The sequence below is a fragment of the Delftia deserti genome (assembly GCF_042653485.1).
GTDB classification, from domain to species: domain Bacteria; phylum Pseudomonadota; class Gammaproteobacteria; order Burkholderiales; family Burkholderiaceae_C; genus Comamonas; species Comamonas acidovorans.
In genome coordinates this window covers 5345727-5360971 of sequence record NZ_JBHSIH010000001.1, presented here as the reverse complement: position 1 = coordinate 5360971, position 15245 = coordinate 5345727, and the positions used below count along the sequence as shown (strand labels likewise).

11 protein-coding genes and 3 tRNA genes are annotated in these 15245 nt (G+C 65.1%); 8 read left to right on the top strand and 6 right to left on the bottom strand.

The genetic code is table 11. The features are described 5' to 3' along the window. Nucleotides 1-7: 7 nt before the first annotated feature. Complete coding sequence (locus ACFPFG_RS25405) at nucleotides 8-2482, bottom strand: UvrD-helicase domain-containing protein (protein ID WP_380108750.1); 2475 nt, start codon at nucleotides 2480-2482, stop codon at nucleotides 8-10. A gap of 341 nt (nucleotides 2483-2823) precedes the next feature. Between ACFPFG_RS25405 and ACFPFG_RS25400 the strand changes: the two genes are divergently transcribed. The 4 genes from ACFPFG_RS25400 to ACFPFG_RS25385 all read left to right on the top strand — a co-directional run bounded on the left by ACFPFG_RS25400 (nucleotide 2824) and on the right by ACFPFG_RS25385 (nucleotide 4312). Further along, a complete protein-coding gene (locus ACFPFG_RS25400) occupies nucleotides 2824-3801 on the top strand; it encodes a GMP reductase (protein WP_197955319.1) in 978 nt (325 codons plus the stop codon). Nucleotides 3802-3983: 182 nt separating this feature from the next. Continuing rightward, nucleotides 3984-4059 (top strand) — tRNA-Lys (locus ACFPFG_RS25395). A gap of 55 nt (nucleotides 4060-4114) precedes the next feature. Continuing rightward, a tRNA-Lys gene (locus ACFPFG_RS25390) sits at nucleotides 4115-4190 on the top strand. A 46-nt stretch (nucleotides 4191-4236) separates the two neighbouring features. Next, nucleotides 4237-4312 (top strand) — tRNA-Lys (locus ACFPFG_RS25385). A 36-nt stretch (nucleotides 4313-4348) separates the two neighbouring features. On the opposite strand, the gene ACFPFG_RS25380 is transcribed toward ACFPFG_RS25385, so the two are convergent. Further along, a complete protein-coding gene (locus ACFPFG_RS25380; RefSeq protein WP_197955318.1) occupies nucleotides 4349-5347 on the bottom strand; it encodes a TRAP transporter substrate-binding protein in 999 nt (332 codons plus the stop codon). Between the two features lie 266 nt (nucleotides 5348-5613). Between ACFPFG_RS25380 and ACFPFG_RS25375 the strand changes: the two genes are divergently transcribed. After that, entirely contained in the window at nucleotides 5614-6846 is a 1233-nt protein-coding gene (locus ACFPFG_RS25375; protein ID WP_183019921.1) for a multidrug effflux MFS transporter, read from the top strand. Between the two features lie 22 nt (nucleotides 6847-6868). On the opposite strand, the gene ACFPFG_RS25370 is transcribed toward ACFPFG_RS25375, so the two are convergent. The 3 genes from ACFPFG_RS25370 to orn all read right to left on the bottom strand — a co-directional run bounded on the left by ACFPFG_RS25370 (nucleotide 6869) and on the right by orn (nucleotide 11493). Next, nucleotides 6869-8338 (bottom strand): sensor domain-containing diguanylate cyclase, encoded by a 1470-nt coding sequence (locus ACFPFG_RS25370; RefSeq protein ID WP_332259033.1) that lies wholly within the window; start codon nucleotides 8336-8338, stop codon nucleotides 6869-6871. Between the two features lie 151 nt (nucleotides 8339-8489). Continuing rightward, a complete protein-coding gene (locus tag ACFPFG_RS25365; protein WP_183019922.1) occupies nucleotides 8490-10553 on the bottom strand; it encodes a DEAD/DEAH box helicase in 2064 nt (687 codons plus the stop codon). Nucleotides 10554-10878: 325 nt separating this feature from the next. Next, complete coding sequence (orn, locus tag ACFPFG_RS25360) at nucleotides 10879-11493, bottom strand: oligoribonuclease (RefSeq protein WP_312372789.1); 615 nt, start codon at nucleotides 11491-11493, stop codon at nucleotides 10879-10881. A 30-nt stretch (nucleotides 11494-11523) separates the two neighbouring features. Here orn and ACFPFG_RS25355 point away from each other — a divergent pair, with 30 nt between their 5' ends. Genes ACFPFG_RS25355 through rsgA form a run of 3 tightly spaced genes read left to right on the top strand, consistent with a single transcriptional unit; the run spans nucleotide 11524 to nucleotide 14161 of the window. Then, nucleotides 11524-12825 (top strand): M48 family metallopeptidase, encoded by a 1302-nt coding sequence (locus ACFPFG_RS25355; RefSeq protein ID WP_183019923.1) that lies wholly within the window; start codon nucleotides 11524-11526, stop codon nucleotides 12823-12825. A gap of 16 nt (nucleotides 12826-12841) precedes the next feature. Continuing rightward, nucleotides 12842-13174, top strand: coding sequence for a 4a-hydroxytetrahydrobiopterin dehydratase (locus tag ACFPFG_RS25350; protein ID WP_034396758.1), 333 nt, complete (start codon nucleotides 12842-12844; stop codon nucleotides 13172-13174). 18 nt (nucleotides 13175-13192) lie between these two features. Next, entirely contained in the window at nucleotides 13193-14161 is a 969-nt protein-coding gene (rsgA, locus tag ACFPFG_RS25345; protein ID WP_183019924.1) for a ribosome small subunit-dependent GTPase A, read from the top strand. Nucleotides 14162-14250: 89 nt separating this feature from the next. On the opposite strand, the gene ACFPFG_RS25340 is transcribed toward rsgA, so the two are convergent. Next, the gene (locus ACFPFG_RS25340; RefSeq protein ID WP_183019925.1) at nucleotides 14251-15240 is read right to left on the bottom strand and encodes a CobD/CbiB family protein; all 990 of its coding nucleotides are present in this window, start codon (nucleotides 15238-15240) and stop codon (nucleotides 14251-14253) included. Nucleotides 15241-15245: the final 5 nt, after the last annotated feature.

Below are 15245 nucleotides of genomic sequence, written 5' to 3'. Positions count from 1 at the left end.
GCGCGCCTCACTCCACGACCGTGAGCTTGGCAATGGACAGCGCCAGCCACTTCGTGCCGTGGCGCCCAAAGCTGACCTGGGCGCGCGCGTCGTCGCCCGTGCCCTCCAGGGCCAGCACCTTGCCTTCGCCGAACTTGTTGTGGAACACGTCCAGGCCCACGCGCAGGCCGTGGCCCGGAGCGGCCTTTTGCGGCGGCACGGGCGGGCTGGCGAAGACCTCGCTGCGCCAGCCTTCGGCCTTGTTGCCGAAGCCGCCGCGATCGCGTGAACCATAGCCGCCACCACCACCACCGCCGCCACCGGGCCGGGGCGCGTAGCTGCCAAAGCCGCCCTGCTTGGGGGTGATCCACTTGAGCGCCTCATCGGGCAGCTCGTCGAAGAAGCGGCTCTTGACGTTGTAGCGCGTCTGCCCGTGCAGCATGCGCGTCTGCGAATGGCTCAGGTACAGGCGCTTGCGCGCGCGGGTGATGGCCACATAGGCCAGGCGGCGCTCTTCCTCCAGGCCGCCGCGGTCCATCATGGCGTTCTCGTGCGGGAACAGGCCCTCTTCCACGCCGCCGATGAAGACGGCATCGAACTCCAGCCCCTTGGAGGCATGCACGGTCATCAGTTGCACGGCGTCCTGGCCGGCCTGGGCCTGGTTGTCGCCGGCCTCCAGCGCCGCGTGCGTCAGGAAGGCAGCCAGCGGCGACAGCGTCTCGCCGGTATCGGCATCGACCATGCCGGCCACGGTGCCGGCCGGCGGCGTGAGCGGCGTGTCCAGCAGCGGCAGCGCAGGGTCCAGGCCCTGGCTGGCCGGGCTTTGCGTCAGCGCCCTGGCGCCGTCGTGCTCGTCCAGCGGCAGGGCCACGGCATCGCGGCCAAAGCCTTCCTGGGTGACAAAGCTCTCGGCCGCGTTCACGAGTTCCTGCAGGTTCTCGATGCGGTCGGCGCCTTCCTTTTCGTTGCGGTAGTGCTCGAGCAGGCCGCTTTCTTCCTCGATGGCCTCGATGATCTCGCGCAGGGTGCGGCCCTGGGTCTGCTCGCGCAGCACGTCGATCTTGGCGACAAAGCCTGCGAGCTTGGTGCCCGGCGCGCCCGGCACCGCCGAGACGGCATCGTGCAGCGAGCAGCCCGCGCTGCGCGCCGCATCCTGCAGCGTCTCCACGCTGCGCGCGCCTATGCCGCGCGGCGGGAAGTTCACCACGCGCAGAAAGCTGGTGTCGTCGTGCGGGTTGTCCAGCAGGCGCAGGTAGGCCAGCGCATGCTTGATTTCGGCGCGCTCGAAAAAGCGCAGCCCGCCGTACACGCGGTAGGCAATGGCGGCATTGAACAGCTGCGATTCGATCACCCGGCTTTGCGCATTGCTGCGGTAGAGCACGGCGATTTCCTGGCGCTGCCAGCCGTCCTTTTTCACGAGCTGCTGGATTTCCTCGACCATCCACTGCGCCTCGGCCATGTCGGTGGGCGCCTCGTAGATGCGCACGGGCTCGCCCGGGCCCTGGGTGGTGCGCAGGTTCTTGCCCAGGCGCTGGCTGTTGTGGCTGATGAGCGCGTTGGCGCAGTCGAGGATATTGCTGTAGGAACGGTAGTTCTGCTCCAGCTTGATCTGCTGGCGCACGTCGAACTCGCGCACAAAGTCCTGCATGTTGCCCACGCGCGCACCGCGAAAGGCGTAGATGCTCTGGTCGTCGTCGCCCACGGCGATCACGCTGCCCGTGGCCTGCAGGCGGCCATCCACCATGTCGCCCGCCAGCTGCTTGAGCCACTGGTACTGCAGCTTGTTGGTGTCCTGGAACTCATCGACCATGATGTGGCGAAAGCGCCGCTGGTAGTGGGCGCGCAGCGCGGCGTCGTCGCGCAGCAGCTCGTAGGAGCGCAGCATCAGCTCGCCGAAATCGACCACGCCCTCGCGCTGGCACTGCTCCTCGTAGAGCTGGTAGATCTCGACCTTCTTGCGCGTATCGGGATCATTCGCCACCACGTCGCCGGGGCGCATGCCCTCTTCCTTGCAGCCGGCAATGAAGTACTGCAGCTGCTTGGGCGGGAAGCGCTCGTCGTCCACGTTGAACTGCTTGCACAGGCGCTTGACGGCCGACAGCTGGTCCTGCGTGTCCAGGATCTGGAAGGTGGACGACAGCCCTGCCGCCTGGTGGTGGGCGCGCAGCAGCCGGTTGCACAGGCCGTGGAAGGTGCCTATCCACATGCCGCGCACGTTGTAGGGCAGCATGGCCGACAGGCGGGCCAGCATCTCCTTGGCCGCCTTGTTGGTGAAGGTCACGGCCAGGATGGAGCCCGGCGTGGCCTGGCCCGTCTGCAGCAGCCAGGCGATGCGCGTGGTCAGCACCCGCGTCTTGCCCGAGCCCGCGCCGGCCAGAATCAGCGCGTGGCCGGCCGGAAGCGTGACGGCAGCAAGCTGCTCCTCATTGAGGTTGGCCAGCAAAGGGGAGTTGGGGGCGGGCGCGGCACCGGAGGTGCCGTCGAGCAGATCGATCGGAAACATCCTGGCATTGTAGAAAGCAGCTCGCTCCCCAGGGAAACCGATGCCGCATTTCCCGCAATAGGCCCGCAATCGGCCCGCAATCGGCACACGCAGCGCGCCCTTGCAGGCCCATAACGCCATCCCTATAACCGCTATATCGACAGGGAGCCCAGGCCCGCCGCCGGCAACGTATAGAATCAATCACCGGGCCCAAGTTTCTTGCGGTCCGGTTTTTTGTGCCCGGGCCACAGCCGCCCTGGCGACGCGGCCCGCCCGCGCCGCCCGCAAGACCGGCCTCCAAGCCAAGCGCCCCATCGCGGAGGGATGTTCCTGCCGCGACCTTTCATGGAGCTTGGAATCAAATGGAAATCTTCGACTACGACAACATCCTGCTGCTGCCGCGCAAGTGCCGCGTGGAAAGCCGCTCGGAGTGTGATGCCAGCGTGGAGCTGGGCGGTCGGTCCTTCCGCATCCCGGCCGTGCCGGCCAACATGAAGACGGTGGTGGATGAGAGCATCTGCACCTGGCTTGCCCAGAACGGCTACTTCTATGTGATGCACCGCTTTGACCTGGACAACGTGCAGTTCGTGCGCGAGATGCAGGGCAAGGGCTGCTTCGCCTCCATTTCGCTGGGCGTCAAGCAGCCCGACTACGACACGGTGGACCGCTTCGTCGCCGAAGGCCTGTGCCCCGAATACATCACCATCGACATTGCCCACGGCCATGCCGACAGCGTGAAGAACATGATCGGCTACCTCAAGGAAAAGCTGCCCAGGTCCTTCGTGATCGCCGGCAACGTGGGCACGCCCGAAGCCGTGATCGACCTGGAGAACTGGGGCGCTGACGCCACCAAGGTAGGCATCGGCCCCGGCAAGGTCTGCATCACCAAGCTCAAGACGGGCTTTGGCACGGGCGGCTGGCAGCTGTCGGCGCTCAAGTGGTGCGCGCGCGTGGCGACCAAGCCCATCATTGCCGATGGCGGCATCCGCAGCCACGGCGACATCGCCAAGAGCGTGCGCTTTGGCGCCACCATGGTGATGATCGGCTCGCTGTTCGCGGGCCACGAGGAATCGCCAGGCCAGACCGTCGAGGAAAACGGCCAGCGCTTCAAGGAGTACTACGGCTCGGCCTCGGACTTCAACAAGGGCGAGTACAAGCACGTGGAGGGCAAGCGCATCCTCGAACCCGTCAAGGGCCCTCTGGCCAACACCCTGATCGAGATGGAGCAGGACGTGCAAAGCTCGATCAGCTACTCCGGCGGCAAGAAGTTGATGGACATCCGCAAGGTCAACTACGTGATCCTGGGTGGTGACAACGCAGGCGAACATCTGCTGATGTAGGCGCACTGCGCGCCAGCACCCAAAGGCGGCCTCGGCCGCCTTTTTTGCGGCGGCACACAGGGTGGCAGGCGGGCCCGGCTCAGCGCCGCCACGCCATGAACTAAAAATTTGGCGCTTCTTCCTGCAAGCGCACAAAAAATGCCGCATAATTGCGGTCTCGTTTGCAGCGCAGACTTGTTTTGGGGCTCTTAGCTCAGCTGGTAGAGCAGCGGACTCTTAATCCGTTGGTCGAGTGTTCGAATCACTCAGGGCCCACCAAAAATTCCTTTTCAGCCTGGATCCGTCCAGGCTGATTCCTTCGGAATATCCGAGGGGGCTCTTAGCTCAGCTGGTAGAGCAGCGGACTCTTAATCCGTTGGTCGAGTGTTCGAATCACTCAGGGCCCACCAAGAATTTTTTTGCCTGATTCCATCAGGCATCCACGCAGGAATACGTGGGCTCTTAGCTCAGCTGGTAGAGCAGCGGACTCTTAATCCGTTGGTCGAGTGTTCGAATCACTCAGGGCCCACCATCAATACCCGGAACAAGGCACTCGGCGCGACGGCGCTCAGTGCCTTTTCTTGTTGTATTCCATCAGCACAGACATATTGCTGCTGCCCGCCTTGGCCACCCACTCCCGGCCAAAGCGCTCGCCCATCAAGTCCAGCATGCGGCGCAGGTCCGCCGATGGCGCGGCCACGGACATCTTGTTGTCGACAAGAACCTTCTTGCCCAGCTCATCAGCCTGCTGGGCCAGCGCCCAGCCTTCCTTCTCGGCCAGCACGGCGGCGCGGCTGATGGCCTGGCGTTCGGGCTCGGCAAACCCCTTCCAGGCGAGTTCGCTGACGCACAACATGTTCTTGGGAATCCAGGCCTTGATGTCCAGAAACACCTTCATGGTCTTCCAGGCCTGGCTATCGGCACCCGTGGTGCTGGACGAGATCATGGCGTCGAGACTCCCCTGCTCCAGCACCGTACCGAGATCACCCGCGCCAATCACCACCGGCTGAGCACCCCAGAGTTCAGCCAGCCGCTTGGTCGCATCGCTTTGCACGCGCAGCTTCAGGCCCTTGAGATCCACGATGCTGTTGACCGGACGCCGGCAGAACAGGCCCTGCGCCGGCCAAGGCACGGCAAACAGCAGCCGCACGCCCTGCTGGGCCAGCAAGAACTCCTGCAGCACGGGACGGGTCAGTTGCCACAGGCGCGCAGCCTCGTCAAAGCCACGCACCATGAAAGGCAACGAGTCCATGGCCAGCAGCGGATGGATATCCGCACAGGACGACATCAGCACTTCGCCAAACTGGATGTCATTGCGCCTGAGCGCAGGCAGCACCTGCGCCATGGGCTTGAGCGCCGAGTTGGACATCACCTCGATCTCCAGCGATTGCCGGGTGTCGGCACCCACGCGTGCCGCAAAGCTGCGCAGGTTCTGCGTGTGAAAGATGCCATCGCCATAGGCCGCCGAGAGCTGCAGTCGGCGGCCCTTGGACCAGGCCGCTGCGGCAGTCAGTTGCAACGCGGCCGTAGCCAGACCCGATATCAACGTGCGGCGAGAAACAGTCATGGAAGATCCTTGGCGAAAGCGCCTTGGACCATGCCCTCCACCCCACGGCGAACCCCTGCATGCCGGCGCAAAAGATAAATTCTATCGATATTTATATCATTTAGATACAAACTATCAATCCACTCCATCGCCCAGATCATTCGCCAAGCCATCCGTCACACCGGATTCCAGCCAAGCCGCTACAGTGTCACCCTGCCGCAGGCGCAAGTGCGCGCGGCCTTTTCCTGCGCCTGCGGCCGCCCGCAACGCACAACCGCCTCGCCTGCATGCCACAAAATGTTTCCCCGCTATGGCAGGGCCCGCGCTGGGCCCTGGCCGTCCTGCTTGCCATCCTCGGCATGCTGGGGCCGTTCTCGATCGACACCTACATCCCCGCCTTCTCCGGCATCGCACAGGCCCTGAACGCCACGCCGCTGCAGATGCAGCAGACGCTGTCGGCCTATCTGTTCGGCTTTGCCTTCATGAACCTTTTCCACGGCGCCCTGGCCGACAGTTTCGGCCGCCGCCCCGTGGTGCTGTGGGGACTGGCCGTGTTCACGCTGGCATCGGCAGGCTGCGCGCTGTCGCAGAACATCACGCAGCTGGTGCTGTTCCGCGCGTTGCAAGGCCTGTCCACGGGTGCCGGCATCGTGGTGTCGCGCGCCGTGGTGCGCGACCTGTTTCCACCTGCCCAGGCCCAGCGCGTGATGGCGCAGATCACCATCTTCTTTGGCATCGCGCCAGCCCTGGCCCCGGTGATGGGCGGGTGGCTGTTCATACACCTGGGCTGGGCGGCAGTGTTCTGGTTCCTGACCCTGGTGGGCGTGCTGCTGTGGGGCATCAACTGGCGATTCCTGCCGGAATCCCTGCCCGAAGCGCAGCGCCAGCCCTTCCGCTTCAAGCCTCTGATGCAGGGCTACAAGGAGCTGTGCAGCGATCCGCGCTTCGTGCTGCTGGCCTTTGCCAGCGGCGTGCCGTTCAACGGCATGTTTCTGTATGTGCTGTCGGCGCCCGCCTTCCTGGGCGATCTGCTGCACCTGCAGCCGCAGCAGTTCTTCTGGTTCTTCGTGATCTCGATCTCGGGAATCATGGGCGGCGCCTGGGTGAGCGGCCGCCTGGCCGGGCGCATTCCGCCCAAGCACCAGATCCGCCATGGCTTTCTGATCATGTTCGTCGTGTCCATCATCAACCTGGTCGCCAACCTGATCTGGCCTGCCCACGTGAGCTGGGCGCTGATTCCCGTGGGCGTGTTCGCCTTCGGCTGGGCCATGATGGTGCCCGTGGTCACGCTGCTGGTGCTGGACATCCACCCGGAGCGGCGCGGCCTGGCCTCATCGCTGCAGGCCGTGGTCGGCTCCACGGCCAATGGCATCGTGGCCGGCATGATTGCACCGCTGGTGATGCATTCGACCGTGCTGCTGGCCCTGGGCTCGATCAGCATGATGCTGATCGGGCTGGCGTCCTGGATCTACCTGCACCACCGCTGGCCCGAAATCGGGCGGCACGCCTCGGAGGCCTGACAGGCACTGCGGGGCAAGACCGCTAAGCGCCGCCCGCGCGGCGGTCCAGCATTCTTTCCTTGTAGTAGCGCGCCTTTTCGGCATACATGGCCTGGTCGGCGCGCGAGACGGTGGCCTCGACCTGGCTGCCCGAATCGCAGCAGGCCACGCCCATGGACAGGCTGACCGCCTGGCCCGGATAGAACTGGTTGTTGAGCTCCAGCAGCGAGAGGATGCGCTCCTTGATCGCCTCGGCGCCGCGCTCGTCCGAAGCCGGCAAAAGCACCATGAATTCGTCGCCGCCTATGCGCGCCGCGCAGGCAGGCGCATCCACGGCCTTGGTCAGCACTTCGCCCACGCGGCGCAGCATGTCGTCGCCTGCGGCATGGCCATGCTCGTCATTGGCCTCCTTGAGGCCATTCATGTCGATGGCAATCACCGCCAGCGGCCAGGGCCCCTTGCGCGCCAGGCGATTGAGTTCCTCGATATAGAAGGCGCGATTGCGCAACTGGGTCAGCACATCGTGCTTGCCCAGGTATTCGAGGTAGGCCTCGGCCTTCTTGCGCGCCGTGATGTCCACCAGCGACAGCAGCACCAGCCCCCAGTCGTCGGCATGGCCATCGAGCACGGCCAGCTGCATGTGGATGTGCAGCGCGTCGCCTGACAGGGCGTAGTTCACCACTTCGCGGTGCTGCACGAGCTTGCCGCTCCACAGGTCCTGCAGCTGATCGGCAAAGGAGTCGATCATCTCGTCGCGGAAGATGCGGCCCAGCCGGCTCAGCAGTTGCAGCTTGTCGGTGGCGCCGAACATGCGCAGCGTCTGGCGGTTCACGTCCACGACGCGAATCTCCTGCATGCAGCGCGAGACGAATTCCGGGTGCACCTTGAGGAAGGTGGCGAAGTCGCTGATGCCCTGGGCGCGCACATCGTCGAGCAGGCGCTTGATGGCGCTGAAATCCTCGACCCACAGCGATACGGGCGAGTACTCGAACAGGTCGCGCGAGTACTGTTCGCTGCGGTGCAGCTGGCGCGCGCTGCGCATCTCGGCCGTCACGTCTTCCAGCGACACCAGCACGCAGTCCCAGAGATTTTCATGGCCGGGCAGGATGCGGCCACGGATCTGCACATCGAGCCGCCGCCCGTCCAGCGTGTAGTTGGCGGTGCGGTTGGCAAAGCTCAGAGAGCCCTGCCAAAGATCCTCCAGCTCGCAGGCCAAGCCCGCATGCATGTCATCGCGGAACACCTGGCCCAGGCTGGCAAGAAAGGTCTGCTGGTCACTGGCGCCGAACAGGTCCAGCGTGCGCTGGTTGACGCGCACCACCTTGAGCGCCGCGCTGCACTGCTGCAGTGCCTGGGGGTGGGCGAGGAAATGTGCCTGCAGATCGGTCACGCCCTGTGCACGCCACTGGTCTAGCAACTGCTTGAGCGCGCTGTAGTCCTCCAGCCATAGCGAGACGGGGGCCAGCTCGAACATGTGTTCAAAATCCACACTGGACGCGATCAAAGACTCCACAGGGCACCTCCGCGCCGCGATTATGGCAGTCACAGAGCCCGCCAGACAGCAGGTTCTGCACCATCAAGGGCAGGCCGCACCACGCGAGGACGCAGATGGCCGAAAAAAAACCGGCCCCGAAGGGCCGGTCTGCATGCAATGCCGAGATCGATCAGCGCACGACGCGCTTGCGATCACCGCCCTGGGGCGAGTAAGGCTTGGGAGCGCTCTTGCCGAAGGCAGGACGGCGCTCGCCGCCGCCGAAGCCGCCACGGGATTCGCCGCCGCCAAAGCCGCGCGACTCGCCGGATGCACCACGGAAGCCGCCTTCGCGGGGAGCGCCGTCACGGCGATCGCCGCCACGCGGAGCGCCGCGGTCGCCGCTGAAGCCACGGCCTTCACCGCCACGGCCAAAGCCGCCTTCGCGCGGGGCCTGGCTGTAGCCGCCTTCACGCGGAGCCTGGCTGTAGCCGCCTTCGCGCTGACCTTGGCCCTGGCCGAAGCCGCCTTCGCGCTGGCCACCGCCGAAGCCACCGAAGCCAGCCTTGCGGCCATAGCCTTCGGAATCACGGCGTGCGCCGAAGCCACGATCGCCACCGCGATCACCGAAGCTGCGCTCGCGATCGCCGCCAAAGCCACGATCACCACCGAAACCGCCACGGCCACCGCCGCCGGCGCCGCGGCGATCGCCGCCACGGCTTTCAAAACCGCCGCCGCCACGACGGCCGCCACGGCCTTCGTTGCTGCTGGGGGCGCGCTGTGCAGGTTCCAGGCCAGGAATCACTTCGGCCTTGAATTGCTGGCGGCTGTAGGCCTCGATATCGAAAATGCGACGACGGTCACGGAATTCCGCGAACGTGACGGCCACACCTTCGCGACCGGCACGGCCCGTGCGGCCGATGCGGTGGGTGTAGTCCTCCGCCTTCATGGGCAGGCCGTAGTTGAAGACGTGGGTGATGGTGGGCACGTCAATGCCGCGCGCCGCCACATCGGTAGCCACCAGCACCTGCACCTGACCGCTGCGCAGCGCCATCAGGCGGCGGTTGCGCAGGCCCTGGCTCAGGGCGCCGTGCAGTGCCACGGCGGAGAAGCCGTCTTGCTGCAGGTCATTGGCCAGGCCGTCGCACTCGACCTGGGTCGATGCGAAAACGATGGCCTGGTTGATCGTGGTGTCGCGCAGCCAGTGGTCCAGCAGCTTGCGCTTGTGCTGGGAGTTGTCGGCCCAGAACAGCACTTGCTTGATGCTGGCGTGCTTTTCCTGGGGCGTGTCGATGGTGACCTTCTTCACGCCGGAGCCGCCGTCATGCATCACGCGCATGGCCAGTTGCTGGATGCGGGGCGCGAAGGTGGCGCTGAACATCATGGTCTGCTTGCGCTGTGCCGTCAGGTCGTTGACTTCGGCCAGATCGTCCGAGAAGCCCAGGTCCAGCATGCGGTCGGCTTCGTCCACCACCAGGAACTGAACCTGGTCGAGCTTGATCTGCATCGAGCGCTGCAGGTCCAGCAGACGGCCGGGAGTGGCCACCACGAGGTTGGCGTTCTGCAGCTTGGCGATCTGCAGCTGGTAGGGCATGCCGCCCACCACGTTGGCGATGCGGATGCCGCGGCAGTGCTTGACCAGCTCGATGGCGTCATGCGCCACCTGCTGTGCCAGCTCGCGCGTGGGGCACAGGATCAGGGCGCCGGGAACGGCTGCCTTGAAGTTGCGGGGATTCGTGGGGTCCTTGCGCTTGTTGCGCTTGGGCGTGGGCTGGCCGCTGGCCGTTGCTTCGGCGCACTGGCGGTCATATTCGGCGCGGATGGCGGCTTCTTCGTCGGCCTTTTGCTGGATCAGCGTGTGCAGCACGGGCAGCAGGAAGGCTGCGGTCTTGCCCGAGCCGGTCTGGCTGGACACCATCAGGTCGATGAAGGCCTGGTCATCACTGCCCATGGCCAGGGGAATGGCTTGCGCCTGCACGGCCGTGGGCTGGGTGTAGCCCAGATCGGCAACGGCGCGGACCAGCTCTTCAGCCAGGCCCAGCTCGATGAAGGCATTGGGCAGTTCGGGGGCTGCTTCAACGGCCTCGGCGCCTTCGGCGATTTCGGCGATTTCCACGACTTCGGCGGCGGCCAGGGATTCGGCGGCCTGCTCGGCGCTGGCAACGGCGGCGTTCAGCACGGAAGATGCTTCAGCGGCGGAAGCAAAAGAAGAATCGGCAGCGGCAATGATGCCCTGCTCTTGAGAGATATCGTTCATGAATGGCTCTAACGAAAAGCACGCGCAGTCAGCGATCTGGCACGCTTTTCTCGACGGTTGGGTCAACATCCACCGTCAGACTTAACCGGCCCTTCGCAAAAGGGCGGATGGGCATTTTCGGCTGGTCCGAAACCGATGGTCCCGCCATCCATGAAAGCCTTCATGGTGGTCTATGGACACCGACCGCAGACACACAGCGCAGGGGGCCCTTGTGTGATGGAGATGTGCAAATTGCCCCTTGTTGATGGGGGCAAGCTGGAGATTGTCGCACTCCCCGGGTTTTCCCGCAAGCCCCTGGCACAAAAAATGGCCGGGACCGCCAGATTCAGACGTTCAGCAGGCGCGCGCGGTAGTGCGCCAGTTCATCGATGGACTCGTGCACATCGGCCAGTGCCGTGTGGCGCTGGGCCTTCTTGAAGGAGGCATAGGCGTCGGGCTTCCAGCGCCTGGCCAGTTCCTTGAGGGTGCTGACATCGACATTGCGGTAGTGGAAGAAGTTGTTGAGCCTGGGCATGTAGCGCTCCATGAAGCGCCTGTCCTGCCCGATGCTGTTGCCGCACAGCGGGGCCTTGGCCTTGGGAACGTACTGCGAGAGGAACTTGATCAGCGCAGCCTCCGCATCGGCCTCGCTGGTGGTCGATGCCTTGACGCGATCGATCAGGCCGCTCCTGCCGTGCGTGCCCTTGTTCCAGGCATCCATGCCATCGAGCAGCGCATCTGCCTGATGGATGGCAAATACCGGCCCTTCGATGCGAATGGCCAGGTCCGGACTGGTGACGACCACGGCGATCTCGATGATGCGATCGGTATCGGGCTGCAGCCCGGTCATCTCGCAGTCGAGCCAGACAAGGTTGAGATCGGATTTGGCCAGGGTGATGGACGTGCCGGGTTCGGCGGGGACGGGAATGCAAGCGCTGGCGGCTTCGGAGGCTTCGGACATGGCCCAAATTGTCGCCTACACTGCGGCCACATGGCCTTCAACCCCGATTTTTCCTCGACGCTGTCCCTGCTGTTTGCCGCCGCCGTGCTGGCCCAGTGGCTGCTGCGCGCCTGGCTGGCCTCGCGCCAGGTCCGCCATGTGGCACGCCATCGGTCCGAGGTGCCTGAGGCCTTTGCGCAACGCATCAGCCTCGCGGCCCATCAGAAGGCCGCCGACTACACGCTGGCCAAGGCCCGCATCGCCCTGATCGAGATGACGCTGGGCGCCGTGGTGCTGCTCGCATGGACGCTGCTGGGCGGGCTCGACGCGCTCAACCAGTGGCTGCTGGAACTGATGGGCCCCGGCCTGTGGCAGCAACTGGCACTGCTGGCCGGCTTTGCCCTGATCTCCGCACTGGTGGAGCTGCCGCTGTCGCTCTACCAGACCTTTGTGCTGGAGCAGCGCTTTGGATTCAACCAGATGACGCTGCGGCTGTGGCTGACCGATGCCATCAAGTCCACCGCCATGGGCACGGCCATCGGCCTTCCACTGGCGGCCCTGATCCTGTGGCTCATGGGATCGGCCGGCGACCTGTGGTGGCTGTGGGCCTGGGCCGTGTGGACGGCGTTCAACCTGCTGCTGATGTGGATCTTCCCGACCTTCATCGCACCGCTGTTCAACAAGTTCGAACCCCTGGCCGAGGGCACGCTCAAGGAGCGCGTTAGCGCGCTGATGCAGCGCTGCGGCTTCACGGCCAAAGGCCTGTTCGTGATGGACGGCAGCCGCCGCTCGGCCCATGCCAATGCCTATTTCACGGGCTTCGGCCATTCCAAGCGCGTGGTGTTCTTCGACACCTTGCTCAAGCAGCTCGACGCCGACGAGGTGGAGGCCGTGCTCGCGCACGAGCTGGGCCACTTCAAGCACCGCCACATCCTCAAGCGCATGCTGCTGATGTTCGCCGCCAGCCTGGCCGGCTTCGCACTGCTGGGCTGGCTGTCGCAGCAGCTGTGGTTCTACCTGGGCCTGGGCGTGCGCCCGGGTCTGGACCTTGCGCTGGGCCATGGCGGGATAGGCGCCGGCAACGAGGCCGTGGCACTGCTGCTGTTCCTGCTGGCCGTGCCGGTGTTCAGCTTCTTCGTCACCCCGCTGTTCTCGGCCCTGTCGCGCCGCGACGAGTTCGAAGCCGATGCCTATGCCATGCAACAGGCCAGCGGCGCCCATCTGGCCTCGGCACTGCTCAAGCTGTACGAGGACAATGCGTCAACGCTCACGCCCGATCCCTGGTACGTGGGCTTTTACTACTCGCATCCGCCCGCCCTCGCCCGGCTGGCGCGCATGCCTTCTCCGACCTGAACCTTTCACATCCACCATGAGCACACAACGCTTGCAACAACAGGACTGGTCCACGCAGCAGCGCCGCGCGCTGACGCCGGACGAATTGCGCACCGCACTGGCGGCCCTGCCGGGGTGGCAGCTCGATGGCGATGCCATCGCCAAGAGCTACGCCTTTGCCAATTACTACGAGACCATGGCCTTCGTGAACGCGCTGGCCCTGATCGCCCACCAGCAGGACCACCACCCCGACCTGACCGTGAGCTACGGCCGTTGCGGTGTGCGCCTGAACACGCATGACGTGAACGGCATCTCGTCCACCGACATCGAGTGCGCCCGCCGCATCGATGCGCTGCTGGAGCGTCCATGAATCCCACCCCGGCATCCCATGGCTGAGCGCTCCGCATTGCGAGAAGGTCTGGTCGTCTCCAGCCATGGCCGCCACTGCGTGGTCGAGACCGAAGAAGGCGCACGCCACATCTGCCATCCGCGCGGCAAGAAGAGCCAGACCGTGGTCGGCGACCGCGTGCGCTGGCAATTGCCACCCGCCGGCCAGGGCGAGGAGGGCACCATAGAGAAGGTGCTGGAACGGCGCAACCTGTTCTACCGCCAGGACGAGATACGCACCAAGTCCTTTGCGGCCAACATCGACCAGGTGCTGATCCTGATCGCGGCCGAGCCGGTGTTCTCCGAAAGCCAGCTGGCCCGTGCCCTCATCACCGCCGAAGCCACCCACATCAAGCCCCTGATCGCCCTGAACAAGCGCGATCTGGCCGAACCCTTCGCCGATGCCTGGGAGCGCCTGAAGCCCTATCGCGAGATGTACCTGGGCCAGGAAACGCCGCACTACGAGGTGCTGTCGCTGTCGCTGGCCAACGAAGGCGAGGCCGACCGGCAATTGCTGATGCAACACCTCAAGGGCAAGGCCACCTTGGTCCTGGGCCCGTCCGGCTCGGGCAAAAGCACCTTGATCAACCTGCTGGTGCCCGGCGCGCGCGCGGCCACCAACGAGATCTCGCAGGCGCTGAACTCCGGCAAGCACACGACCACCACCACCAGCTGGTACTGGATGGACGAAGAGCGCACCACGGCGCTGATCGACTCGCCGGGCTTCCAGGAATTCGGCCTGCGCCACATAGAGCCCACGGACCTGCCCCGCTGCATGCCCGACATCGGCGCCCATGCGCAGGAATGCAAGTTCTACAACTGCACCCACCTGCACGAGCCGGGCTGCGCCGTCATGCCGCGCGTGGAAGACGAGGAAACCGGAATGGATGCCGACCACGACATCAGCGCCAACCGGTACTACATCTACGCCGAACTGTTCGATGAATTGAGCCAGGCGCACAAGTACTGAGCTCCTCAAAACAACGACCCGGCTGCATCAGGAAGGGCGGGCTGCTGCCTGGCAAGACAGGCAGGGCTTCGCCTCCTGCGGCGCAGCGATCAGCCCAGCAAACGCGCCAGCGACAGCAGGGCCAGCAGCAGCAGCCAGACAACGACCGAGCGCCAGACCAGGCCGACCACGCTGCGCAGATGGCCGATCTCGGGCTCTCGGCCCGGCGTGGCTTCGCTGTCCACATCGAGATCGATCTCCTCGCCATCGTCGCGCGTCACCGAGATGCCTTCGCGGCGCTTGAGCGCCTCGCCGCCCAGGCGCACGTTGATGGCACCAGAGGTGGCGGCCAGGATCACGCCATCGTTGTCGTTGGGAAAGCGCTGGGCATGGAAGCGCCAGCCCTCGATGGCCTCCTCGAAGCTGCCGACCACGGCAAAGGACAGCGCCGTCAACCGTGCAGGCAACCAGTCGATCACGGTCCAGGCCAGCCGGGAGGTGTGCTGCAACTGGGGACTGACCTGGGTGCCCCCCACCAGGCCCTTGCGCGACCAGGAGCGCGACAGATGCTCCGTCATGCGGTAGAACACGGCGCCGAGCGGACCCAGCCCCAGCGCTGCCAGCGCAGAGAACCAGAACAGAACGCCAAACACATGGCGATGGGCGGCCAGCACCGAGTACTCGATTACATGGCGCACGACCTCGCTGCGCGGCACCTCGCTGGCATCGACCTGCTGCCAGTGAGCGAGCGCCTCGCGCGCCGCATACTCGTCGCCTGCATCCAGCGCATCGCGGATGCGTGTGAAGTGGTGGCTGAACTGGCGAAAGCCCAGCGTCACATAGAGAACGGCCACATTCCAGACCATGGCCAGCGGCCAGCCCACACCCCACAGCAGCAGCAGATAGATGCCCATCACCAGCACACACGGCAGTGCCACCGCCACGGTCCAGGCCAGCCAGCCATGGTGTGCCTGGCCGGCATCGAAGTTGCGGCGCACCGAAACCGTCCAGGCCCTGTAGCCTGTGTGCACGAGATTGGCCGGCGTCAAGGGGCGCGCCTGCTCGATCAGCAAGGCGATCAGAATGGCAAAGAAACTCATCCGGC

Bases quoted from the DNA above. Each gene is read 5' to 3' on its own strand.
- ACFPFG_RS25400 (WP_197955319.1), top strand. From the start codon at position 2,824: ATGGAAATCTTCGACTACGACAACATCCTGCTGCTGCCGCGCAAGTGC.
- orn (WP_312372789.1), bottom strand. From the start codon at position 11,493: ATGTCCGAAGCCTCCGAAGCCGCCAGCGCTTGCATTCCCGTCCCCGCC.
- ACFPFG_RS25365 (WP_183019922.1), bottom strand. From the start codon at position 10,553: ATGAACGATATCTCTCAAGAGCAGGGCATCATTGCCGCTGCCGATTCT.
- ACFPFG_RS25380 (WP_197955318.1), bottom strand. From the start codon at position 5,347: ATGACTGTTTCTCGCCGCACGTTGATATCGGGTCTGGCTACGGCCGCG.
- rsgA (WP_183019924.1), top strand. From the start codon at position 13,193: ATGGCTGAGCGCTCCGCATTGCGAGAAGGTCTGGTCGTCTCCAGCCAT.
- ACFPFG_RS25350 (WP_034396758.1), top strand. From the start codon at position 12,842: ATGAGCACACAACGCTTGCAACAACAGGACTGGTCCACGCAGCAGCGC.
- ACFPFG_RS25405 (WP_380108750.1), bottom strand. From the start codon at position 2,482: ATGTTTCCGATCGATCTGCTCGACGGCACCTCCGGTGCCGCGCCCGCC.
- ACFPFG_RS25340 (WP_183019925.1), bottom strand. From the start codon at position 15,240: ATGAGTTTCTTTGCCATTCTGATCGCCTTGCTGATCGAGCAGGCGCGC.
- ACFPFG_RS25375 (WP_183019921.1), top strand. From the start codon at position 5,614: ATGCCACAAAATGTTTCCCCGCTATGGCAGGGCCCGCGCTGGGCCCTG.
- ACFPFG_RS25355 (WP_183019923.1), top strand. From the start codon at position 11,524: ATGGCCTTCAACCCCGATTTTTCCTCGACGCTGTCCCTGCTGTTTGCC.